Origin of the sequence: Methylobacterium segetis (assembly GCF_004348265.1) — a bacterium.
GTDB classification, from domain to species: Bacteria; Pseudomonadota; Alphaproteobacteria; order Rhizobiales; family Beijerinckiaceae; genus Methylobacterium; species Methylobacterium segetis.
The window spans coordinates 21,359-44,407 of the sequence record NZ_SMNT01000042.1; the positions used below are offsets into that span (position 1 = coordinate 21,359).

General features: G+C 71.2%; 19 protein-coding genes. 7 read left to right on the forward strand and 12 right to left on the reverse strand.

The annotated features are described in order from the left end of the window. Nucleotides 1-23: 23 nt before the first annotated feature. The 7 genes from purL to rpsT all read right to left on the reverse strand — a co-directional run bounded on the left by purL (nt 24) and on the right by rpsT (nt 10,668). A complete protein-coding gene (gene purL, locus E1J50_RS12690; protein WP_132254148.1) occupies nt 24-2,249 on the reverse strand; it encodes a phosphoribosylformylglycinamidine synthase subunit PurL in 2,226 nt (741 codons plus the stop codon). Nucleotides 2,250-2,411: 162 nt separating this feature from the next. Further along, the gene (locus tag E1J50_RS12695; RefSeq protein ID WP_245516561.1) at nt 2,412-3,617 is read right to left on the reverse strand and encodes a type 1 periplasmic-binding domain-containing protein; all 1,206 of its coding nucleotides are present in this window, start codon (nt 3,615-3,617) and stop codon (nt 2,412-2,414) included. A gap of 144 nt (nt 3,618-3,761) precedes the next feature. Then, nucleotides 3,762-5,615 carry a DNA helicase RecQ gene (recQ, locus tag E1J50_RS12700; protein WP_132254150.1) on the reverse strand — a complete coding sequence of 618 codons (1,854 nt, stop codon included), beginning with the start codon at nt 5,613-5,615 and terminating at the stop codon, nt 3,762-3,764. 269 nt (nt 5,616-5,884) lie between these two features. Further along, the gene (recF, locus tag E1J50_RS12705; RefSeq protein WP_207919199.1) at nt 5,885-7,036 is read right to left on the reverse strand and encodes a DNA replication/repair protein RecF; all 1,152 of its coding nucleotides are present in this window, start codon (nt 7,034-7,036) and stop codon (nt 5,885-5,887) included. Between the two features lie 50 nt (nt 7,037-7,086). Beyond that, the gene (gene dnaN, locus E1J50_RS12710) at nt 7,087-8,208 is read right to left on the reverse strand and encodes a DNA polymerase III subunit beta (protein WP_132254152.1); all 1,122 of its coding nucleotides are present in this window, start codon (nt 8,206-8,208) and stop codon (nt 7,087-7,089) included. A gap of 160 nt (nt 8,209-8,368) precedes the next feature. After that, complete coding sequence (gene dnaA, locus E1J50_RS12715; RefSeq protein WP_132254154.1) at nt 8,369-9,862, reverse strand: chromosomal replication initiator protein DnaA; 1,494 nt, start codon at nt 9,860-9,862, stop codon at nt 8,369-8,371. A gap of 527 nt (nt 9,863-10,389) precedes the next feature. Then, nucleotides 10,390-10,668: a 30S ribosomal protein S20 gene (gene rpsT, locus E1J50_RS12720; RefSeq protein ID WP_132254157.1), complete on the reverse strand. Its 279-nt coding sequence runs from the start codon at nt 10,666-10,668 to the stop codon at nt 10,390-10,392. Between the two features lie 310 nt (nt 10,669-10,978). Between rpsT and speB the strand changes: the two genes are divergently transcribed. Continuing rightward, nucleotides 10,979-11,920, forward strand: coding sequence for an agmatinase (gene speB / locus E1J50_RS12725; protein ID WP_132254192.1), 942 nt, complete (start codon nt 10,979-10,981; stop codon nt 11,918-11,920). A gap of 18 nt (nt 11,921-11,938) precedes the next feature. Here speB and E1J50_RS12730 read toward each other — a convergent pair whose 3' ends face one another. Together E1J50_RS12730 and E1J50_RS12735 are read right to left on the reverse strand one after the other, a co-directional pair. Next, a complete protein-coding gene (locus E1J50_RS12730) occupies nt 11,939-12,865 on the reverse strand; it encodes a pyridoxamine 5'-phosphate oxidase family protein (protein ID WP_132254159.1) in 927 nt (308 codons plus the stop codon). A 7-nt stretch (nt 12,866-12,872) separates the two neighbouring features. Further along, nucleotides 12,873-13,496, reverse strand: a complete 624-nt coding sequence (locus E1J50_RS12735; RefSeq protein WP_132254161.1) for a glutathione S-transferase family protein — start codon at nt 13,494-13,496, stop codon at nt 12,873-12,875. A gap of 98 nt (nt 13,497-13,594) precedes the next feature. Between E1J50_RS12735 and E1J50_RS12740 the strand changes: the two genes are divergently transcribed. After that, the gene (locus E1J50_RS12740; RefSeq protein WP_132254164.1) at nt 13,595-14,497 is read left to right on the forward strand and encodes a LysR family transcriptional regulator; all 903 of its coding nucleotides are present in this window, start codon (nt 13,595-13,597) and stop codon (nt 14,495-14,497) included. A 12-nt stretch (nt 14,498-14,509) separates the two neighbouring features. Here the strand turns inward: E1J50_RS12740 and coaBC are convergent, their stop codons facing one another. The 3 genes from coaBC to ubiE are packed head-to-tail and all read right to left on the reverse strand — an operon-like array spanning nt 14,510 to nt 18,179. Then, nucleotides 14,510-15,796 (reverse strand): bifunctional phosphopantothenoylcysteine decarboxylase/phosphopantothenate--cysteine ligase CoaBC, encoded by a 1,287-nt coding sequence (gene coaBC / locus E1J50_RS12745; RefSeq protein WP_132254166.1) that lies wholly within the window; start codon nt 15,794-15,796, stop codon nt 14,510-14,512. A gap of 9 nt (nt 15,797-15,805) precedes the next feature. Then, nucleotides 15,806-17,362 (reverse strand): 2-polyprenylphenol 6-hydroxylase, encoded by a 1,557-nt coding sequence (ubiB, locus tag E1J50_RS12750; protein ID WP_132254168.1) that lies wholly within the window; start codon nt 17,360-17,362, stop codon nt 15,806-15,808. Between the two features lie 43 nt (nt 17,363-17,405). Continuing rightward, the gene (gene ubiE, locus E1J50_RS12755) at nt 17,406-18,179 is read right to left on the reverse strand and encodes a bifunctional demethylmenaquinone methyltransferase/2-methoxy-6-polyprenyl-1,4-benzoquinol methylase UbiE (protein WP_132254171.1); all 774 of its coding nucleotides are present in this window, start codon (nt 18,177-18,179) and stop codon (nt 17,406-17,408) included. A gap of 248 nt (nt 18,180-18,427) precedes the next feature. Here ubiE and E1J50_RS12760 point away from each other — a divergent pair, with 248 nt between their 5' ends. From E1J50_RS12760 to gmk, 5 genes are all read left to right on the forward strand, one after another. Continuing rightward, a complete protein-coding gene (locus tag E1J50_RS12760; protein ID WP_132254174.1) occupies nt 18,428-18,760 on the forward strand; it encodes a hypothetical protein in 333 nt (110 codons plus the stop codon). Nucleotides 18,761-18,845: 85 nt separating this feature from the next. After that, nucleotides 18,846-19,757, forward strand: a complete 912-nt coding sequence (mutM, locus tag E1J50_RS12765; RefSeq protein WP_132254176.1) for a bifunctional DNA-formamidopyrimidine glycosylase/DNA-(apurinic or apyrimidinic site) lyase — start codon at nt 18,846-18,848, stop codon at nt 19,755-19,757. A gap of 179 nt (nt 19,758-19,936) precedes the next feature. Beyond that, nucleotides 19,937-21,316: an endolytic transglycosylase MltG gene (gene mltG, locus E1J50_RS12770; protein ID WP_132254178.1), complete on the forward strand. Its 1,380-nt coding sequence runs from the start codon at nt 19,937-19,939 to the stop codon at nt 21,314-21,316. Between the two features lie 69 nt (nt 21,317-21,385). Then, on the forward strand, nt 21,386-22,252 hold the full coding sequence (locus E1J50_RS12775; protein ID WP_245516559.1) for a YicC/YloC family endoribonuclease: 867 nt from the start codon (nt 21,386-21,388) through the stop codon (nt 22,250-22,252). A gap of 57 nt (nt 22,253-22,309) precedes the next feature. Next, on the forward strand, nt 22,310-23,002 hold the full coding sequence (gene gmk / locus E1J50_RS12780) for a guanylate kinase (RefSeq protein ID WP_132254183.1): 693 nt from the start codon (nt 22,310-22,312) through the stop codon (nt 23,000-23,002). Nucleotides 23,003-23,049 lie beyond the last annotated feature (47 nt).

Consider the following 23,049-nt stretch of genomic DNA (forward strand, 5'->3'; position numbering starts at 1 on the left):
TCCTCGGGTCTCGGAGTGAGGGATCAGGCCGCCGCGCCGGCGGGCTGGCTCGCCATGTAGGCCGGGAACCAGCCCTGGTGCGCCTCGCGCAGTTCCGCGACCGATATGGTCTGCCCGCCGGGCAGGGTCAAATGCTCGGTCCCGGTCACGCCGACGACGCCCGCGTCGATCCCCTGCGCGGAGGCGCTGTAGAGGATCTCGGTGGCCGTCTCGGGATCCACCGCGATGAGGTAGCGGCCCTGGTCCTCACCGAACAGGTAGGCGTGGGCGGGCAGGTCCATCGGCACCTCGGGCAACGCCGCACCGATATTGCCGGCCATCGCCATCTCGGCGAGCGCGACGGCGAGGCCGCCATCCGAGAGGTCGTGGACCGTGTCGACGAGGCCCGACGTGATCAGCCCGCGCACGAAGTCGCCGTTGCGGCGCTCGATCCCGAGATCCACGGGCGGGGGCGCACCCTCCTCACGGCCCTCGATCACCGCCAGATAGGTCGATTGGCCAAGCCAGCCGTCCGTCGCGCCGATCAGGAGCAGGGCGTCGCCCTCGCGCCTGAGGGCGATGCCGGCGCGCCGCTCGACGTCGTCGAGCACGCCGACGCCGCCGATCGTCGGGGTCGGCAGGATGCCGACGCCGTTCGTCTCGTTGTAGAGCGAGACGTTGCCCGACACGACGGGGAAGTCGAGCGCCCGGCAGGCCTCGCCGATGCCCTGGAGGCAGCCGACGAGCTGGCCCATCACCTCGGGCTTCTCGGGGTTGCCGAAATTCAGGTTGTCGGTGATGGCGAGCGGGCGCCCGCCGACCGCCGTGATGTTGCGCCACGCCTCGGCCACGGCCTGCCGGCCGCCCTCGACCGGGTCCGCCTCGCAGTAGCGGGGCGTCACGTCGGTGGTGAGCGCAAGGCCCTTCGGCCCGTCCTCGACGCGCACGATCGCGGCGTCGCCGCCCGGGGTCTCGACGGTGTTGCCGAGGATGAAGTGGTCGTACTGCTCGTAGACCCAGCGCTTCGAGGCGAGGTCGGGCGAGCCGACGAGGCGCTTCAGCGCATCGGTGAGCGAGGGCGGCTCCGGCACCTCCGAGGCGTTGAGGATCGGCAGGTGCACGTTCGAGCGGTGCGGCCGGTCGTAGAGCGGAGCCTCGTCGCCGAGTTCCTTGATCGGGAGGTCGGCAACGGTCTCGCCGTGCCACTTGATGACGAAGCGGAGCGTGTCGGTGGTGTGCCCGATCACCGCGAAGTCGAGGCCCCACTTCACGAAGATGGCTTCCGCCTCCCGTTCCATGCCGGGCTTGAGCACCATGAGCATGCGCTCCTGGCTCTCCGAGAGCATCATCTCGTAGGGCGTCATGCCCTCCTCGCGGGCCGGCACCTTGTCGATGTCGAGCTCCACGCCGAGATCGCCCTTGGCGCCCATCTCGACGGCCGAGCAGGTCAGGCCCGCCGCGCCCATGTCCTGAATCGCGATAACGGCGCCGGAGGCCATCAGCTCCAGGCAGGCTTCGAGCAGGAGCTTCTCCGCGAAGGGGTCGCCGACCTGCACGGTCGGCCGCTTCGACTCGGAGGCCTCATCGAACTCGGCCGAGGCCATGGTCGCGCCGTGGATCCCGTCGCGGCCAGTCTTCGAGCCGAGATAGACGATCGGGTTCCCGACACCGGTCGCCGCCGCGTAGAAGATCGAATCCGTCTGCGCGAGGCCCACCGCCATGGCGTTGACGAGGATGTTGCCGTCGTAGCGCGGGTGGAAGCCGACCGCCCCGCCCACGGTCGGCACACCGAAGGAATTGCCGTAGCCCGCGATGCCGGCGACCACGCCCGAGACGAGGTGGCGCGTGCGCGGGTGGTCCGGCGAGCCGAAGCGGAGCGCGTTCAGCGCCGCGATGGGCCTCGCGCCCATGGTGAAAACGTCGCGCAGGATGCCCCCGACGCCGGTCGCCGCGCCCTGGTAGGGCTCGATGAAGCTCGGGTGGTTGTGGCTCTCCATCTTGAAGACGCAGGCGAGCCCGTCGCCGATGTCGATCACGCCGGCATTCTCGCCGGGGCCCTGGATGACCCAGGGCGCGCTCGTCGGCAGGCCGCGCAGGTGCTTGCGCGAGGACTTGTAGGAGCAGTGCTCGTTCCACATCGCCGAGACGATGCCGAGTTCGGTCAGGGTCGGGTCGCGCCCGATCAGCCCGCGGAAGCGCTCGTACTCGTCCGGCGTCAGGCCGTGCTGGCGGACGAGATCCGGAGTGATGGGAACGTCGTTTCGGAACATGCGGCGGTCTCGACGGAATTCGGGCCGTCCCGCACGAGGCGGACGGAGGTGTTCCTCGTCCCCGTGCGGGTGGCCGCTCTGGCGACGGCTCTAGAGCGGAAGCGTCCGGGCTGGCAACAATCGATCGCTTCGCATCATGTATTCAGATCGGATTGTAAACGCTTAGCTCAAGGTTGCCGCCGGGATTTCGGGTTGCGGGCAACCCGGCGCGTGCGGGGCGGGGTCACGGGCGGCGCGCGCCCGCGCCACGACGGCGTGAACGGGCTCGGGGCCGGCGACGAGCGCGATGTAGTCGAAGGCGTCGGGCTCGTGGGCCGACATCAGAAGCTGGAAGTGGGTCTGGAACAGGTTGTACTGGCGGGTCTTCCGCCTCAGCAATTGCGGCGCGACGAGATCCTGCAGCCGCACGCGGATGACGGCCGGTCGGCTCGGCCCGGGCGAGGGGACGTTCGAGGCGGCCAGCGGGTCGCGCAGGTGGATGGAGAGCCAGTCCCAATCGGCCCGCACGTCGAGCCAACCGATCGCCGTGGCCGCGGCGACGCGGGCCAGGGCCGCGCGCGCCCGGTCCGCCAGCGGATCGAGGCCGATCCAGGGAATCACGCTGCCGATCGTGACGAGGGTCACCGGCGTGCCGCGGCGGCCGAAATCGGGGTCGCGGGCGAGGATGCGGTCGAGGGCCTCGATGGCGAGAAAGCTCGACGAGGAATGCCCGATCACGACGATCTCCGGCGCCGTGCCCTCCGCGGACCGGATGCGCTCGGCGAACGCGTCGAGGCGCGCGTGCATCCGGGTCTCGGCACCGCTCGCGTGGTCGTGCGGGAAGGTGGTGTCGTCGACGAGGTGTGCGACGTAGAACGGCCTGCCGCGGGTGAGATGGGTCAGGAGGGCGAGCACGACGTAGGCGATCGCGGGAAGGGCGAGATAGGACCAGGGCCGCACAGCGGCCGGCAGGAGGGCGATCAGCCCGGCCGCGAGGACGAGGCTCAGGAGCACCAGCCCCAGGTAGATCTGGTGGACGCCGAAGATAATGGTCGAGAAGCGGCGCGCCTCCCGCCGGAACCGCCGGAGGTACCCGCTGCGCCAGAGCCGCCACCACAGAACGGGCATGTCCCGCAGCCGGCGCCAGTTCGGCAGGGGGAAGCGGGCCGCCACGATGTCGTCCCACCGCAGCAGCCCGTAGCGCGTCGTCCGCTCGTCGAACGTGACCGTCCAGTCGAGGCTGAGGCCGTCGGCGGCCCGCACGGCGTCGCCCACCGCGATGGCGTGCCCGCGCCGGGAGGCCGTGAGCCGGCTCTCCCGCCGGAACAGCCCCCAGTACGTCTCAGGCGGGCGCGGGTCGAAGCCCGGCATGTAGAACACCTGGCGGATCGGCGCGGGATGGGGATCGCGTCGTGAGATGGCGGACTCGTCCGGGATCGAGGGCTGCGGGAACGAGGCGGGCATACGCTGAACCGCGGGCAGTGGCTACAGGCGGCGCGGCGCCCGGCCGTCGCGGAGTGCCGGCTCGGCGGCTCAGGCCCGCTCGGCCTGGGGCTGGGCGAGGAAATCCGCGATGGCCGCGACGAAGCGCTCCCCATAGGCCTCGCGCTTGCGCTCGCCGACGCCGTGAACCGAGCGGAGGGCCCAGAGATCCACGGGCTTCTGGCGCGCCATCTCGATCAGCGTCCGGTCCGGAAAGACCATGAACGCCGCGATGCCCTCGGCGCGCGCGATCGTCGCGCGCAGGCCCCGCAGGTGCTGGAACAGAGCCTCGTCCGCCTCGCCGAGCGCCATCGCCTCGTCGTCGCGGGCAGCCGTGCGGCGGCGCTCGCGCGGCTCGGCGGCCTTCGGCTCCGGGTCCGGCCTGAGCTGGATCGGCTCCCGACCGAACAGGATCGCCTCGCCCTTCTCCGTCATCGAGAGGCCGCCGAAACCGTCGCCGTTCTCGGCGACCGCGCCCGCCGCGAAGAGCTGGCGCAGGATGGCGCGCCAGGCCGCTACCGGCTTGTCGGAGCCGACCCCGAACGTCTTGAGCTGGGCGTGGCCGTTGCGGCGGATCGATTCGCTCTCCTTGCCGCCCACCACGTCGCAGATATAGGCCGCGCCGAAGCGCTGCCCGGTGCGGACGATCGCCGAGAGCACCTTCTGCGCCGAGACCGTGCCGTCGATGAGGGTGACGCCGCCGCGGCAGAGATCGCAGCGGCCACACGGCCCGCTCGTCTCGCCGAAATAGGCGAGCAGCGATTGCCGCCGGCAGGCCGCGCCCTCGCAGAGCGCGATCATCGCCTCGAGCTTGCGGCGCTCGACCCGGCGGCGCTCGTCGGGAATCTCCTTCTCGTCGATCTGGCGGCGGCGCAGCGCCATGTCGTCGAGGCCGTAGATGGTCAGCGTGTCGGCCGGCAGCCCGTCGCGGCCGGCGCGGCCGATCTCCTGGTAGTAGCCCTCGACGTTCGAGGGCATGTCGGCATGGCAGACGAAGCGCACGTCCGGCTTGTTGATGCCCATGCCGAAGGCGACGGTCGCCGTCATCACCACGCCGTCCTCCTGCAGGAAGCGGTCCTGGTTGCGCATGCGCGTGCCCTGGTCGAGGCCGGCATGGTAGGGCAGCGCGTTGAACCCGTCCTTCGTCAGCGACTCGGCGAGCTGCTCCGTGCGCTTGCGGGACGAGCAATAGATGATCCCGCTCTCCGCGCGGCGGTGGCGCAGGAAGCGCTCGATCTGGCGGGGGGGGTTGTCCTTCGGCACGAAGGTGAGCCGGATGTTCGGCCGGTCGAAGGAATGGACGAAGGTCTTCGCCGCGCGGCCCGCAGGAAACAGCCGCTCGGCGATGTCGGACCGCGTCGCTGCATCGGCGGTTGCGGTGAGCGCCAGAACCTGGACGTTGCCGAGCGCCTCGCGGGCGCGGGCGATGTCGCGGTATTCGGGCCGGAAATCGTGCCCCCATTGCGAGACGCAATGCGCCTCGTCGACGGCGAGCCGCCGCACGCCCGCGCCCCGCAGCGCCTCCATGCAGCCGTCCATGAGGAGCCGCTCGGGCGAGACGAAGAGGAGGCGCAGCTCGCGCGAGCGGATCTTGCGCCAGGTCTCGCGGCCCTGGGATTCCGGCACGGAGGAGTTCAGCGTGGCGGCCTCGATGCCGAAGGCGAGCATCTGCTGCACCTGATCGTGCATGAGCGCGATCAACGGCGAGACGACCACGGTGAGATCGGATTCGACGAGGGCCGGGAGCTGGTAGGTCATCGACTTGCCGGAGCCCGTCGGCATCACGGCGAACACGTCCGACCCGTCGAGCACGGCCTCGATCACCTCGGCCTGGCCCGGCCGGAAATCGTCGTAGCCGAAGGTGGCTCGAAGCGCGGCGCGGGCCTCGTCGAGACGTTGGGTCATGGGACTCGTCGGGGCTCGGAACGGAGAATGATCGGCGGCCTACGCTGCGCCGACACGGGAGGGCACCCTATCGTAGCGGATCGAGGCGCGCAGCCACGTCACGCACGATCGCGGGCGCGGTCGGCGCCCGGCTTCCCGGAAGCTGGCCCTCATCGCCCGCCTCGGCAAGACCGCGGCGTTGCCTACGGCGCTCGCTGACGGACCGCAACGGCGCGAAGCGTCGCTGCCGCCCTCGGAGCCGGTCGGCCGCCCTCGCCCGGTGAGGCTTCTCAGGCAGCGTCCGGCGGCACGATGTGCCCGTCGGCCACGCGCACCATGTCCGCACGCGCGCCGAGCTCCGCGAACAGGGCCTCGTCGGCGCCGGTCATCCAGACCTGACCGGGCAGCGCCTCCAGCGCGTCGAACAGGCCCGCCCGGCGGCGGGGGTCGAGATGGGCGGCGACCTCGTCGAGAAGGATGATGGGCGCGAGCCCGCTCATCGCCTGGACGAGACGGGCATGCGCCAGGACGAGGCCGATCAGCAGGGCCTTCTGCTCGCCGGTCGAGGCGGTTGCCGCCGGCACGTCCTTCGGGCCGTGGCGCACGGTGAGGTCGGTGGTCTGCGGCCCCGTCAGGGTTCGGCCGGCCGCTCGGTCGCGGTGCCGGCCCTGGCGCAGCGCGAGGCGGAAGCGATCCTCGGCCTCGATGGCGGGCCAGACGGCGACGAGGTCGTCGAGGTCGCCCTCCAGACGCACGCTGGCCCAGGGGAAGGGTTGCGCGTCGTCGCGGGTCTCGGCGATCAGGCGGTCGAGGCGCTCAACGGTCTCGCGGCGGGCGAGCGCCACGGCGACGCCGAGCTCGGCCACTTCGCGCTCGATCGCGTCGAGCCACTGGCCGTCGCCGGGGCGTTCCTCCAACAGACGGTTGCGCGAGCGCAGGGCCCGCTCCATCGCGCTCACCCGGGCGCCGTGGCCGGCATCGACCGCCAGCACCAGCCGGTCGAGGAAGCGCCGTCGGTCACCCGCCGGCCCGCGAAACAGCCCGTCGAGATCCGGGGTCAGCCAGACGATGCGCAGGAACTCGGCGAAGGCGACCGGCGAGTGGACGCCCGCCCCGTCGATCCGGCAGATCCGGCTTGCCCGCGCCTCGTAGGCCGGCGGCTCGTAGCCGGTGCCCAGTCGGTGCTCGGCTTCGTCGCGCGCGAGCGTCAGCGACACGGCGAAGCCGCCGGGTCCGCCGACGCGCGCCATCGTGGCGAAATCCGCCCGGCGCAGGCCGCGGCCCGGCGAGAACAGGGAGATCGCCTCGAGCAGGTTGGTCTTGCCCGCGCCGTTCTCGCCGACCAGGGCGACGAAGCGCCGGTCGAGCCGGAGATCGAGGTCGGCGTGATTGCGGAAATCGCGGGCGATCAGGCGGCTGAGGCGCTGGCCGCCATTCTCCACATTGCGCGAACCATCACCTCCGGAGACGATCGGGGAATCTCCCGGCCCGCTCACACCCGCATCGGCATCAGCACGTAGAGCGCCGCCGCGCCGTCGCGGTCCTGGATCACCGTGGGGGAGCCCGGATCGGCGAGCTTGAACAGGGCGGTGTCGCCTTCGAGCTGTCCCGTGATGTCGAGAAGGTAGCGGGCGTTGAAGCCGATATCGAGGCTTGCCGCCTCGTAGTCGACGTCGAGCTCTTCCGTCGCGCTGCCGGAATCCGGGTTGTTCACGGAGAGCGCGAGGCGGCCCTCCTGCAGCCCGAGCTTCACGGCCCGGCCCCGCTCGGAGGAGATCGTCGAGACGCGGTCGACCGCCTTGGCGAAGGGCTCGCGCTCCACTGTCAGGCGCTTGTCGTTGCCCGTCGGGATGACGCGTTGGTAATCGGGGAAGGTGCCGTCGATGAGCTTCGAGATCAGGACGACCCCGCTCGCGAACTGGAGCCGGATCTTGGCCGGCGACAGCTCGATCTCGACGCTCTCGCCGCCGTCGTCGACGAGCTTCTGGATCTCGGCCACCGCCTTGCGGGGTACGATGATGCCGGGCATGCCGCGGCTGCCCTCCGGCGCCTCCATCTCGACGCGGGCGAGGCGGTGGCCGTCGGTGGCGACCGCCCGCATCTTGAGGCTGCCCTCGGCCTCCAGCGTGTGCAGGTAGATGCCGTTGAGGTAGTAGCGCGTCTCCTCCGTCGAGATCGCGAACTGCGTCTTGTCGATGAGGCGCTTGAGGTCGGCGGCGGCGAGCGTGAAGCGGTGAGGAAGCTCGCCCGCGGCGAGATCGGGGAAGTCGCCCTCGGGCAGGGCGCCGAGGGAGAAGCGCGAGCGGCCGGAGCGGATCGTCATCTGGCCGGAATCCGACCCCGTCTCGAGCGAGACCTGGGCTCCGTCCGGCAGCTTGCGGACGATATCGTAGATCACGTGCGCCGGAACGGTGGTGGCGCCGGCATCCACCACGTCGGCCGGCACCGTTTCCGTGACCTCGATGTCGAGGTCGGTCGCCTTCAGCTGCAGGCCGCCCTCGTCCGCGCGCAGGAGAACGTTCGAGAGGATCGGGATCGTGTTCCGCCGCTCGACGACGCGGTGCACGTGGCCGAGCGACCGAAGGAGGGCCGCGCGCTCGACTGTCACTCTCATCGCAATAAACTCTGGTGTTCGAAAAAGCCCTGCCGCGGCCGGCAGCCCGGGTGCTCCGGGACCCTGGCCGGCCAGCTTGGCGAAGGGGCGCGGCGAACGCAAGACGGCGATTCGCGCCGTCCCGGGCTAAGGCCGGGGCGCGAGGGCCCCGGCCGCCGCCTCAATCCTGCAGCATCCGCTTCAGGAGCTCGACCTCGTCGCCGAGCACCGCGTCCTCGCCGATCTGCTTCTCGATCTTGCGCACGGCGTGCAGCACCGTGGTGTGATCGCGCCCGCCGAAGCGGCGGCCGATCTCGGGCAGCGAGCGCAGCGTCAGCACCTTCGAGAGATACATGGCGATCTGGCGCGGCTTCACGACGGCGGCGGTGCGCCGCTCGGACAGGATGTCGGAGCGCGAGACGTTGTAGCGGGAGGCCACCAGCTTCTGGATGTCCTCGATCTTGATGCGCTTCGGCTCGCGGTTCTTCACGAGGTCGCGGATCGCGGTCTCGGCGGTCTCCAGCGTCACGGCGGTGCCGGTCAGCGTGGCGTGGGCGAGGAGCCGGTTCACGGCGCCCTCGAGATCGCGGCCGTTCGCCGTGATCGCCTTGGCGACGTAGGCGGCCACCGTCGGGGAGACCTCGAAATTCGGGTGGCTCGCCCGCACGGCGGCGAGCCGCGCGGCGAGGATCGAGGTGCGCAGCTGCTCGTCGAGATTGCCGATCTCGACCACGAGGCCGCCTGCGAGGCGCGAGCGCACGCGCTCGTCGAGGGCTTCGAGCTCGGTCGGCGGGCGGTCGGAGGCGACGACGACCTGCCGGCCGGCGTCGATCAAGGCGTTGATGGTGTGCCCGAACTCGGCCTGGATCGACTTGCCCTGGATGAACTGCACATCGTCGAGGATGAGGAGGTCGATCGCCCGCAGGCGCTCCTTGAAAGCGAGGGCGTTCTGCGTCTTCAGGGCGTTGACGAAGCCGTACATGAAGCGGTCTGCCGTCAGGTAGATCACCCGGCGGCCCGCATCGCGGGCAGCGTGGCCGATGCCGTGCAGCAGGTGCGTCTTACCGAGGCCGACGCCCGCGTGGAAGTAGAGCGGATTGTAGAGGGCACCCTCGCCGTCGTGCCGGGCGACGCGCTCGGCCGCCGCGTGCGCCAGCGCGTTCGAGCGGCCGACGACGAAGCTCGCGAAGGTGAGGCGCACGTCGAGGGGCGCGCCGTTCAGGTCCGCCGGCTCGCCGCGGACGATGCTCTCGGGCTCGGCGGCCGGCATGGGTGACGGAGCGGCCGCGCCGGCCGCGTGCAGCCGGGCAAGCGGGCCGCTCGTCGGGTTCGTCTTGGCCACGCCGCCGGCGACCGGGCGGATGGGGGCCGCAGCGCCGCGCACGGAGACCTCGATGCGCGCGACCTCGTCGGCCTCGCTGCGGAAGGTGGTGAGCACGCGGTCCAGGTAGTGGGACTCGATCCAGCTCTTGAGGAAGCGGGTCGGGACCGTCAGGCGGGCCGTGCCGGCGGAGACCTCCTCCAGTTCGAGCCGCGCGAACCAGCTCGCGAAGACATCTTCCCCGAGCTCCGCCCGCAGGCGTCGCTTCACGCGCGACCAAGCGGCGGCGATCTCATGCCCTCCCGAGCCGTTATCCCCGTTCCCGCCGTCCGCCAAGCTGCCGTCCACACGCATTCTCGCTCTCCTCGCCCAGAGGGCGGAGGACCGCCGTTCGGAGCGTACTCAACACCACGCTTGACGCCCCGCACTCCCGTGCCAGACGCAGATCATCAGCAGAGTCAAGCCCTAGACCGCGGTCTTTTGCCGACAGGGACAGCCTATCAACAATTCGCTACGGTTCTCCTAACAGTGGGACTTACGGGGAAAGGCAAAACCGGCCCCGAACATCGCTCGGCCGAGACGCGCAGAGTCGAGGCACGCGACTGATCTTGCAAACGATTCGGTCCCGGTGCGCGCAAGGGGAGAAGTGTCTGAAATTGCGTTAGCGTTTGTTAAGCTACACTGGAGGCGAAGCAGCCGCAACGAGGCCGATTCCCGAACAGAGTTAACGGAAGGTGCATGAAGCCGGCTTCGAGCGGTCGCGGACGCTCGCGACAGATCGCAAGCGCCGGCCGATCGGCGCAGCACGCGCCGGACGACGGACATGAAAAAGCCCGGCGCGAAGGCCGGGCTCGATCGTCAGCGTTCCGGGGAGGAGCGTGTCAGGCCGCCGGAGCGGCACTCAGCGACTTCACGCGCGCAGCGAGGCGCGAGACCTTCCGGGACGCATTGTTCTTGTGCACGATGCCATGCTGAGCGGCCCGCATGATTTCGGGCTCCGCGCTCCGGAGGGCGGTGAGGGCCGTCTCGGCGTTGCCGGAGGCGATCGCCTCCTCGACCTTGCGGACGAAGGTGCGCATGCGCGAGCGGCGCGAACGGTTGATCGCCGTACGCTTGGCGATCTTGCGGGTCATCTTCTTGGCCGACACGGTGTTGGCCATGGGCATCCTCGTCTGGTCGGGCGGTACCGACCGGCCGGGAGCGGCCGCATGTCGGTCAACGCGTGATGTTGTCAGGCAATGGCGAAGCCGAGGGTTCGCGAAAAGCGCAAGCCCCCGGCGGAGCGGGTCCTATACGCGCACACCCTTGAGTCGTCAACGCGAGCACCGGCTCGGGTGGCTTGATCCCGGAAGCCCCCCTGTCCGATGATCCGAACCTCGCAGCCGACGGAGGTCCAGGGTGGGGCAGAGGTTCAGCGCGGCGAGCGGAACACCCTCGGAGCGCATCGCCCGGTTTCGGCCGGCCTCCGGCATGGAGACGCCGCGCTACGCGGGCGTGGCGAGTTTCATGCGCCTGCCCGTCCTCGCCCCCTCCGCGGCGGCGGGCGAGATCGACATCGGCCTCGTCGGCATACCCTTCGACGGCGCGACCACGAACCGGCCGGGCGCCAGGCTCGGCCCCCGCGCCGTGCGGGAGGCCTCGACGGGCACCCGCCAGTTCAATCCGGCCACGGGCGTCGCGCCCTACGCGCTGGCGGCCTGCGCGGATCTCGGCGACGTGCCCGTCAATCCCCTCGACGCCGCCGATACCTGCCGCCGCATCGAGGCATTCCACGGTGGCCTCAGGGCGGGGGGCGTGGTGCCCCTCTCCATCGGCGGAGACCACCTCGTCACCTATCCGATCCTGCGGGCGCTCGCAGATGGCCGCCCCCTTGGCCTCGTGCATATCGACGCGCACAGCGACACGGATGACGGCCAGTACGGCGGGATGCGCCTGACCCACGGCACGCCGTTCCGGCGGGCGGTGGAGGACGGCGTGCTCGACCCGCGCCGCACGGTGCAGATCGGCATCCGCGGCAGCCTCGATGCCGCCGACGAGAGGGACTGGGCCTGTGCCCAGGGCATCCGCATCCTCACCATGGAGGAGACGCTCGCCCGTGGATTGCCGGAGATCGTCGCCGAGGCCCGCGCCATCGTGGGCGAGGTGCCGGCCTATCTGAGCTTCGACATCGATTCCCTCGACCCCGCCTATGCGCCGGGCACCGGCACCCCGGAAATGGGTGGCTTCACCGCTCGCGAGGCCCTCTATCTCGTGCGGGGGATGCAGGGGCTCGATCTCGTCGGCGCCGATCTCGTCGAGGTCGCGCCCCCTCTGGATCCGACGGGCGTGACGGCCCTCGCGGGCGGGACGCTCGCCTTCGAGATCCTGTGCCTCCTGGCGGAGGCGGTGGCGCGGCGGCGCTCGTCCAACTGACCGCGCGCCCCCCGAGTGTCAGGCCGGAGCGGACCAGCCGCCCGTCCCGGTGAGAAAGGGCGAAGCGTCGAGGAAGGACCAGCGCAGCGGAACCGCGGCAGGGCGCCACCAACCGCGCAACGTGCGAAAGCGCCAGGAGCGGCGCGCCCCCGCGAAGCCGGCGGCCTCCGCCCCGCTCCAGTCGATCAGCGCCTCGCCCTGAAGCGTGAGGATGTCGCCGCGCTCGAAGTCGATGAAGAGCAGTGAGGCCCGCTTCTCGCCGAGCAGGTTTCCCAGCGTGTTGAAATAGCGGTTGCCGGCAAAATCCGGGATCGTCAGCACGTCTCCCTCGACGCGCACGAAGCCCGGGCGGCCGCCGCGGTGGGAGATGTCCGCCCCACCCGCCGGCCCGATGCCGGCGCGCGCGCGGCTCGCCACGAGGAACGTGTCGGCGCCTTCGATGAGCGCGCGCGCCCTGTCGTCGAGCCCGTCGAGCGCTTCGGTCGGGCCGCGGACGCGCGGAACCGCCTCGACGTCGCGCCGCTGGATGTATTTCGGGCAGTTCCCGAAGCTCTGCGCGATCGAGACCGTGAAACCGGCGGAATCGATCGCGGCGACCGACCCGTTCGCCCGGTTGCGCCGGCGCGTCGCGAGATCCAGGCCGAGAAGCCCGATCTCGGCTCCGCGCCGGAGCGCAGGCGCGGCGGGGTCGTCCGCGGGGGGCAGGGCCGAGACGCGCAGGGTGACCGGATCCTCCGCGGAGACGAAGCCGGGAGATCCCGCAAGGAGCGTGGCGACCGGCGCCCCGGTCGGGTCGACGAGGCCGACGAAGAGGTAGGGCAGGCCGGCGAAGAAGCTGCGGTGCTGCTCGGGCATGAAGGCGCGGATGGCCGGCGTGTCGCCGATCACGCCGTCGCCGAGGGCCTGCGCGGCCACCTCGTCGGCGTGGAAGCTGGGCGTATCCATCGCGGCCTCACGCGTCGGTGGGGAGGGGCGAGCGCGGCATGGGCACGAAGCCCGGCAGTGACTCGATGCGGCCGAGCCAGGCCCGGATCGCCGGGTAGGGCTCCAGCGAGACGCCACCCTCAGGCGCATGGGCGACGTAGGAGTAGCAGGCGATGTCCGCGATCGTCGGGTGCGCGGCGGCGAGAAAGGCGCGACGACCGAGATGCGCCTCCATGAAGCTGAGGATGCGCGTAGCCGTCGCCTCCACGGCATCGCGGTCGGCCTGCGCGCCGAACAGGATCATCAGCCGGGCGAGGGCCGGCCCGAAGCGGATCTCGCCGGCGGCGATGGAAAGCCAGCGCTGAACCTGCGCGGCCGTCTCCGCCGCGTCCGGCAGCCAGTCGCTGCCAGGCGCATAGCGCCGGGCGAGGTAGACGAGGATGGCGTTGCTGTCCGCGATGACGACATCTCCGTCGACGAGCACGGGGATCTGCCCGAGCGGGTTGAGGCGCCGGAAGGGCTCGCTCGCCCGCACGTCGCCGGGACTCTCGACAAAGCGGTAGGGCCGGCCGAGCAGCGACAGGAACAGCTCGGCCCGGTGCGAGTGGCCCGAGAGGCGCAAGCCGTGGAGCGTCAGGGTCGGTTGGGACATGGCGGGTCTCCCGTGGAACGAGCACATCATATTCTTGCGTGATCCCACCGAAATCCGTCAGGATTGAAGGACAGACTTTCAGTTTTCGGAACGATCGCGTGGACCGGCTCGACGAATTGGCGATCTTCGTCGCGATCGTGGACCAGGGCAGCCTCGCTGCCGCGGCGCGCCGGCTCCGGCGCTCGGCGCCGGCCGTCACCCGTGCGCTGGCGGGGCTCGAAGATCGGGCCGGGGTCCGGCTGATCGAACGGACGACGCGCCGCCTCGCGCCGACCGAGGCCGGACGGCTGCTCGCGGAGCGCGCGCGGAGCCTGATCGCCGATTATGAGGCCGCGATGTCGGGCCTCTCCGAGGTGCCGGTCCGGGGCCTGCTGCGCGTCACCGCGCCGATCCAGTTCGGCCGCCTGCACGTGGCGCCGATCGTGGCGAGCTTCCTCGACGCGCATCCGGAGACGCAGGTCGAACTCGTCCTCGCCGATCGCAACCTCGACCTGATCGAGGACGGGCTCGACGTCGCGGTCCGGATCGACCACCTCGCTGATTCGAGTCTCGCGGTGCGCCGGGTCGGCGCCGTCAGGCGCGTGCTCGTGGCGAGCCCCGCCTATCTGGCGGCGCGCGGCATTCCCGAGAGCCCTGCCGACCTCGCCGGGCACGACACCATCTTCGGCTCGCCCCGCACGGATGTCCGGGAATGGCGCTTCGGGGCGGACGGGGCGGGCACCGTGGTCCGGCTCGCGCCGCGGCTCCTCGTCAACGAGATCGAAGCGCAACTCATCGCCGTCCGGGCCGGGCGCGGCATCGCGCGGATCCTGTCCTATCAGGTCGCCGAGGAGGTGGCGGCGGGCCGCCTCGTCCGCCTGCTGAAGGGGCATGAGCCGCCGCCGATCCCGGTCCAGCTCGTCGCGCGGGGAGGCGCCCACCGCCCGCCCAAGATCGCGGCCTTCCTCGATCACGCCGCCGAGCGCCTGCGGCGCCTCCCCGTGATCCGCGAGGAGGCATAGCTCGCGCCCTACTCAGGGGGCGGTGAGCATCCGTGCGAAGACCTCGACGAGGCGGCGCGCCACCTCGTCCTTGTCGAGCGTCGGCCAGGTCTCGACCGAGCCGTCGCGGGAGACGAGATGGACGGTGTTGCGCTGCCCGCCCATCACGCCGCCCGCGGGCGAGACGTCGTTTGCCACGATGAGGTCGCAGCCCTTCCGGGCGATCTTGGCGCGCGCGTAATCCACGACCGTGTCGGTCTCGGCCGCGAAGCCGACGACGAGGCCCGGGCGGCCCTCCTGACGCTGCGCGACCGTCGCGAGGATATCCGGGTTCTCGACGAGCCCGAGGGGGGCGGGCGCGGCGCCGTCCTTCTTGATCTTCGCGTCCCGGGCCTCGGCGGGCCGGAAATCGGCAACGGCTGCGGTGAAGACCGCGAGATCGGCGGGCAGCGCTCCCTCGACGGCGGCCAGCATCTCCCGGGCGGTCTCCACCCGGACGACGTGCACGCCCTCCGGGTCGGGGATCGCGACCGGCCCTGAGACGAGGGTCACGGCAGCGCCCGCGGCGGCGGCCGCGGCGGCGATCGCGTGGCCCTGGCGGCCGGAGGAGCGGTTGGCGATGTAGCGCACCGGATCGATCGGCTCGTGGGTCGGACCCGAAGTCACGAGGACCCGCCGGCCGGCCAGCGGGCCCGCCGGCCGGCGCCCGGCCAAGAATCCGAACTCGCCGCCGTCTCCTCCGGCCGCGGCAAGCATCGCCTCGACAGCCTCGACGATCTCGCCGGGCTCGGCCATCCGGCCCGGCCCGTGCTCGGCCTCGGCCATCGGGCCCTCGTTCGGGCCGACGACGCGAACGCCGTCGCCGGTGAGCGTCGCGAGATTGCGGCGAGTGGCCGGGTGCTGCCACATCCGGACGTTCATGGCGGGCGCGATCAGGATCGGCAGCGTCGTCGCGAGCAGGACCGTCGAGGCGAGATCGGGCGCAAGGCCGCCGGCCATGCGGCCCATCAGGTTGGCGGTGGCGGGCGCCACCACGACGGCGTCGGCGTCGCGGGCGAGCTTGATGTGGCCGATATCGGCCTCGTCCGCCCGGTCGAACAGGTCCGTGTGCGCCCGCTCCCCGGCGAGTGCGGCCGCGGCCAGCGGCGTCACGAATTCCTGTGCCCCCTTGGTGAGGAGCGGGCGAACGGACGCGCCGCGCTCGCGCAGACGCCGGATCAGGTCGAGGGATTTGTAGGCCGCGATCCCACCGCCGATGACGAGGAGGATGCGGCGGTGCCGCAGGGGCCGGTCCGAGGGCTGTTCCGATGAACGTTCCATGGGACGAGCTTACCGGAAGGCCATGACCAGCGCACCGATGGCGATGCCCCAGAGCGCCAGCGTCGACCAGAGCGCCCGACGCTTCTCCTGCCGGGCGAAGGCCTCGAGGCGCTGCGCGTCTCCGGTTCCGGCCTCGTCGAGGCGGATCAGGATGCGCTTGAGGCGTTGCGACAGGTCGGGCACGTCGCCCACGACATCGGCGATGGTGAGCACCGCGCGCCCCGCACTCTCGATGCGGCCGATCGGCCCGAGGTTGCGGGCGATCCAGCTCCGCACCACAGGCTCGGCGCCGGTCCACATGTCGAGCTGCGGATCGAGGGAGCGGGCGACGCCCTCGACGACCACCATGGTCTTCTGCAGCATCACGAGCTCGGTGCGCGTGCTCATGTCGAAGAGGGCGGTCACGTCGAAGAGCAGCGTCAGCACCTTCGCCATCGAGATCTCGTCGGCCCGGCGCTGATGGATCGGCTCGCCGATGGCGCGGATCGCCTGCGCGAAATCGTCGACGGAATGGTGGGCCGGCACGTAGCCGGCCTCGAAATGAACCTGCGCCACGCGCTTGTAGTCGCGCAGGATGAAGCCGAGCAGGATCTCGGCGAGGAAGCGCCGCTCCTTGAGCCCGAGCCGCCCCATGATGCCGAAATCGACGGCGGTCAGGCGCCCCTCGGCATCCACGAACAGGTTTCCGGGGTGCATGTCGGCATGGAAGAATCCATCCCGGATCGCCTGGCGCAGGAAGGACTGGATCACCGTGCGGCCGAGCGCCCGCAGATCGTGGCCGGCCGCGATGAGGGTCGCGTGGTCGTGGAGCCGCGCTCCCTCGATCCACTCGCTCGTCAGCACGTCCCGGGCGGTCAGTTCCCATTCCGGCTTCGGCACCCGGAAATCCGCGTCGTCCGCGGTGTTCTGGGCGAGCTCGGACATCGCGGCCGCCTCGAGCCGGAAATCCATCTCCATCATCACCGAGCGGGCCAGGATCTCGACCACTTCCCGCGGGCGCAGGCGCTCGGCCTGGGGCGAGAGGGCGTGCACGACGCGGGCCATGAAGCGCATCGCCTGGAGGTCGCGCTGGAAGCGCTCGCGCACGCCGGGCCGCATCACCTTGACGGCGAGGTTGCGCTGCGTGCCGTCCGCGTCGATGACCGTCGCCTTGTGCACCTGCGCGATCGAGGCCGCCGCGATCGGCTCGCTGAACGAGGCGAAGACCTCGCGGAGCGGCCGCCCGAACGAGGTCTCGACGACGCGGATGGATTGCCCCTGCGGGAAGGGGGGAACGCGGTCCTGCAGCTTCTCCAGGTCGATCGCGGCGGCCATGCCGACGATGTCGGGCCGCGTCGCCAGGAACTGCCCGAACTTCACGTAGGAGGGGCCGAGGCGCGTGAGCGCCGCCGAGAGGCGGGCAGCCCCTTCACCGAGGCCCGGCCGCTCCAGCATGCGGCCGACCCTGAGGGCGAGGCGCAGGTGCGGGGGCAGTTGCGAGGGGTCCATGAAGGCGAGCCCGCCCTCGCGGGCCATGACGAATCCCACATGCGCGCCGCGCACGAGATGGAAGACGGCGCCGATCACGAGAGCCGGGGCTCCCGACGGGTCGGTGTCTCGGCGACCGCCATCAGGAGACTTTCCAGCCCGAATGGATCGCCACGATGCCGCCCGACAGGGAGCGGTGCGTGACGTGGCGCAGGCCGGCCGCCTCGATCATGCCGGCGAAGGCGCCGGGGGAGGGGAAGCGGCGGATCGACTCGACGAGGTAGCGGTAGGATTCGGCATCGCCCGCGACCCGAGCGCCGATCCGCGGGATCACGTGGAAGGAGTAGGCGTCGTAGATCCGGTCGAGGACCGGCATGTCCACCTTCGAGAATTCGAGGCAGAGGAAGCGGCCACCCGGCCGCAGCACCCGGCGCGCCTCGCTGAGCGCGGCCTCGATGCGCGGCACGTTCCGGATGCCGAACGCGATCGTGTAGGCGTCGAACGCGGAATCGGGCAGAGGCAGAGTCTCGGCATTGCCGGTCACGAAATCGATGCGGCCCCGAAAGCGCTCGCCGGCCCGCTCGGCCCCGACCCGCAGCATGGCCTCGTTGATGTCGAGGACGGTCACCTGCGTCTGCGGGCCGCCGGCCTCGAGCGTCCGGAACGCGATGTCGCCGGTCCCGCCCGCCACGTCGAGATGGCGGAAGGGCCTGGCCTTGGGCGGGCGCAGCATCGCGATGAGCTGCGCCTTCCAGGCGCGGTGCAAGCCCCCCGACATCAGGTCGTTCATCAGGTCGTAGCGCTTCGCGACCGAGCGGAACACGTCGTCGACGCGCCCCTGCTTCTCGCCGAGCGCCACACGCTCGAACCCGAAATCCGTCGTCCCGTCGCCGGACGGCCGCTCGTCGTGACGCATGGCACCTACCCTTCGCCCGCCTCCATAGCGAAGCGAGGGGGAAACCGCCATGCGTCGAAACCCGCACCGCGACAGCGGGGACAGGCCGGACAAATCAGGGTCTCGGGTCAGAAAGTGCTCACATTACTGGGTCGGCGAGACATAATTTCTTCCAAACCCATCGAAGATCTCGGACTTGCAGTGTGAGCGCGAATGTTTCACACTGCGAATGCTGCAGAGTCGATCCCGCCTGTTAGACGACGTCTTCGATGTCCATCGCTTTCCGGACGCGCTCCCCGGGCGCCCTGCTCGCGCAGATCGAGCGGGCGGTCGCGGATGGGTTGATCCTCGAATGGATTCGGGAGGAGGGCGGCTTCACCCACGGCACGCATCGCTGGCAGAGCCGGGCCTTCCTGGTGCCGCGCCTGTGCCCCGGGGAGCTCGTCTTCCACATCGTGCGCGGCGAGCGGGAGCCGGTCTCCAGCGGGGTCTACGCGTTCTATCACGCGAGCTTCATCGAGTGCCTGCTCACCCATTGCGATGGGGCCTTCGCGGAGGCCTGCGCCTCCGCGCAGCCGATGCCGGGCGACCGGGTTTCCTGACGCGCGGCGTCGCAGCGGGATTGCTCGGCGAGCGCCGCAGGCCGATATCCTGGCTCCGTTCCGACACCGCAACGCACCCGATCGCATGCCCGAACTTCCCGAGGTTGAGACCGTCCGCCGCGGGCTTCAGCCCGCCATGGTTGGGGCGCGGTTCTCCCGCGTCACCCTGCGCCGGCCGAACCTGCGCTTCCCCTTCCCCGAGCGCTTCGTCGAGCGCCTCGAAGGCCGCCGGGTCACGGACCTCGCGCGCCGGGCGAAGTACCTGACGGCACCTCTCGATTCCGGCGAGACGCTGATCATGCATCTCGGCATGAGCGGTCGCTTTGACGTGGCTCTGCCGGACGGGCGCAACCTCTCGCCGGGAGACTTCTACCTGGAGGGCGCGCTCGGCACGCCCAAGCACGACCACGTCGTGATGGCGATGGAGACGGGTGCCACCGTCACCTACAATGACGTGCGCCGCTTCGGCTTCATGGATCTCGTTCCGACCGAGACCCTCGCCGCCTCCCGGCACTTCTCCGGGATGGGGATCGAGCCCTTGAGCGAGGCGCTGACGGGCGAGGCGGTGGCACGCCTGTTCCGCCACCGGATCACGCCCCTGAAGAGTGCGCTCCTCGACCAGCGCCTGATCGCGGGGCTCGGCAACATCTACGTGTGCGAGGCCCTGCACCGGGCGGGCCTCCACCCCGAGGCGCCGGCGGGAAGCCTCGTCACGAAGGGGGGCCAGCCGACGGCGAAGGCGCGGCGTCTCGCCGAGGTGATCCGCGAGGTCCTGACGGAGGCGGTCGCGGCCGGCGGCTCGACGCTGCGCGACTACGCCCATACGGACGGCAGCGCCGGCGCCTTCCAGAACGCCTTCCGGGTCTACGACCGGGTCGGGGAGCCCTGCACCTCGCCCGGCTGCCGCGGCGTGATCGGCCGGATCGTGCAGTCCGGGCGCTCGACCTTCTTCTGCGCCGGCTGCCAGCCCGTCCCGACCGGCCGCGCGAGGGCCTGAGCGCGGCAAAGTGAGCGCCGCCACGGCAATTTTGCCATAAAGCGGGCTAGGGTCGCCCCTTCCGCGGTCTCCTGACACGCGCGCCCAACCGTGCCATCCTGATCGCGCCGCTCCGGTGGCGCCGTTCCCGGCCGGAGACCGGGCAGGGGTCAGGAAGCGCGAGCCCGAGCAGGATTTCGATGTTCTTCCGCAGACGCAAGCCGCCCGCTCCGACGCCGGCCATCTCCGACGAGCCGGCCCTGCCGAACCGCCTCTCGCCGCGCTCGCCCGGGGAGGCGATCAAGCCCACGGCCGCCCTCCCGCCCCCGGAGGAGCCGGAGCGCGAGCGCGGCGGGCTGCTCGCGACGATCAGCGGCCTGCTGACTTTCGCGGTGGTCCTCGCCATCGGCGCGATGATCGGGCTGACGCTGGTGCAGCGGCAGATCAACGAGCCCGGCCCCCTCGCCAACGACAAGGTGGTGGTGATTCCCTCCCGCAGCGGGACGGGCGAGATCGCGGAAATCCTGCAGCGCGAGGGTGTGATCGCCCATACCGGCCTGTTCGAGATCGCCGCCCGTTTCGGCGGCCGGCCGCCGCTCAAGGCCGGCGAGTACAGCTTCAAGGCCCATGCCACGATCAGCGACGCCCTCGACGTCGTCACCTCGGGGCGCCAAGTCCAGCACGCGATCACCTTCCCCGAGGGCCTGACCAGCGAGCAGATCGTCGCGCGGCTCAACGAGAACGACGTGCTCGCGGGCGAGGTCAGCGAGATCCCGGGCGAGGGCTCGCTCCTGCCCGATACCTACAAGTTCGAGCGGGGCGCCACCCGGCAGCAGATCGTCAACCTGATGCGCGCGAAGCAGAAGGAGGTGCTGAACCAGATCTGGCAGCGCCGGAACACCGAGGTTCCCGTGCGGACGCCTGCCGAGATGGTCACCCTCGCCTCGATCGTCGAGAAGGAGACGGGGCGGGCCGACGAGCGGCCACGGGTCGCCGGCGTCTTCGTCAACCGCCTGAACAAGCGCATGAAGCTGCAATCCGACCCGACCATCGTCTACGGCCTTGTGGGCGGGCGCGGCACGCTGGGGCGCGGCATCCAGCGCTCCGAGATCGAGCGGGCGACGCCCTACAACACCTACGTGATCGAGGGGCTGCCGCCGGGCCCGATCGCCAATCCGGGCCGGGCCGCGCTCGAGGCGGTGGCCAACCCCTCGCGGACCAAGGATCTCTTCTTTGTGGCGGACGGCACGGGCGGCCACGCCTTCGCGGACAGCCTGGAGGGCCACCAGAAGAACGTCGCCCGCTGGCGGGCGGTGGAGAAGAGCCGTCAATCGCCGACGCCGGACGCGGGCGGCGTCGACAAGGCCGAGCCGCCGCTCGACCCGGGCGCGGTGCCTGGCCGCGCCTCCGCCTTCGCGCCGCCGACGAATTCGGCGCTGGCGCTCGACGGGGCGAACGCGGCGGGCCCGCGCTCCCGCGCCTTCGACGCGTCCGAGGGCACGAAGCTCGACCCGCTGAAGAACAAGACCTTCGACCTGAATTCGGCGAAATCCGTGCCGGTGCTGAAGCAGCCGCACTGACCGACGGGGCTCGCGGGGCGCGGGCCGCACCATGACAGCGGGGGCTCAGTCGACGACATGATCGCCAGCATGACCGGGTTCGCACGGGCCGCGGGCGCGACCGGCCCCGTGCATTGGGCCTGGGAGGTCCGCAGCGTGAACGGGCGCGGGCTCGAGGTGCGGGTCCGCGTTCCGAACGGTGCCGAGGCCGCGGGCGAGGTCGCCCGCACCGCCCTGCAGAAGACCCTGACCCGCGGCCAGTGCCAGCTCTCCCTCTCTCTGACGAAGCCCGAGACGGCGGCGCGGGTGCGGGTGACCGAGGCGCTCCTCGCGGCTTTGGCGGAGGCGGTCGCGCGGGTGCCGGTGCCGGAGGGCATCGCGCCGGCGACGATGGACGGGCTGCTCGGGGTGCGCGGCGTCATCGAGAGCGAGGAGGCGGAGAGCGCGGAGACCGAGTCGCTCGCCCGCGACCTCGCGGAGGGCGTGGTGCGGCTCGTGGCCGACCTCGTCGAGGCGCGCCGGGCCGAGGGGCGCGCTCTTCAAGAGATCATCAATGGACACCTCGGCACGTTGATCGCGATCATCCAGGCCGCGGAGGATTGTCCGGCCCGCAAGCCCGATGCCGTGCGCGCGAAACTCGCCGCGAGCGTCGCCAGCCTGACCGAGGCGGGCACCGGACTCGACCCGGACAGGCTCCACCAGGAGGCGGTGCTCCTGGCCGCCAAGGCCGACGTGCGGGAGGAGCTCGACCGGCTCCGCGCCCACCTCGCCTCGGCCGCGGAGCTGATCGCGGGCGGAGGTGCGATCGGCCGGCGGCTCGACTTCCTGGCGCAGGAGCTCGGCCGCGAGGCGAACACCCTGTGCGCCAAGGCCAACGACATCACCCTGTCGCGGATCGGACTCGACTTGAAGGCCGTGGTGGAGCAATTCCGCGAGCAGGTTCAGAACGTCGAGTAGGGTGCGTCGGGGCATGATGCGAGCCAGCGGGCAGGTCGAGATGGGGAGCGGGCGCCGATGAGCGCGGGGGCGCCGGGGGGCCGGCCCGGATCGCAGGGCGAAGCCGAGGGCCGGATCGGCCGGCGGGGCCTGATCCTGATCCTGTCCTCGCCGTCGGGCGCGGGGAAAACCACGCTGACGCGGGCCATCGCGCAGGACGGCGGCTGGGGGCTCGAACTCTCGATCTCGGTGACGACGCGGCCGCGCCGCCCCTCCGAGATCGAGGGCAAGCATTACCGCTTCATCGACCGTGAGGCGTTCGACAGCCTGCGCGCCCGGGACGACCTGCTCGAATGGGCGGAGGTGCACGGCAATTTCTACGGCACGCCGCGTCGGCCGGTGGAGAAGGTCCTGGCCGAGGGCCGGGACATGATCTTCGACATCGACTACCAGGGCACGCGGCAGGTCCGCTCGAAGCTCTCGGACGACGTCGTCACCGTCTTCATCCTGCCACCCAGCATGGCGGAGCTGCGCCAGCGCCTGGAGCGGCGGGCGGAGGATTCGCCCGCCACGATCGAGAAGCGGCTCGCCAATGCTCGCGTCGAGATCCAGCGCTGGAGCGAGTACGATTACGTCATCGTCAACGACGACCTCCAGAACGCCTTCACCTCGCTCCAGGGCATCCTGACGGCCGAGCGCCTGAAGCGGACCCGCCGCACGGGGCTCGGCGCCTTCGTCGACGATCTCCTGAGCGAGAGCGAGGCGCGGTAGGGCGGCCGAGCCGGGCCGCGTTTCCCGCCCCTTCCGGAGCCGGCGCC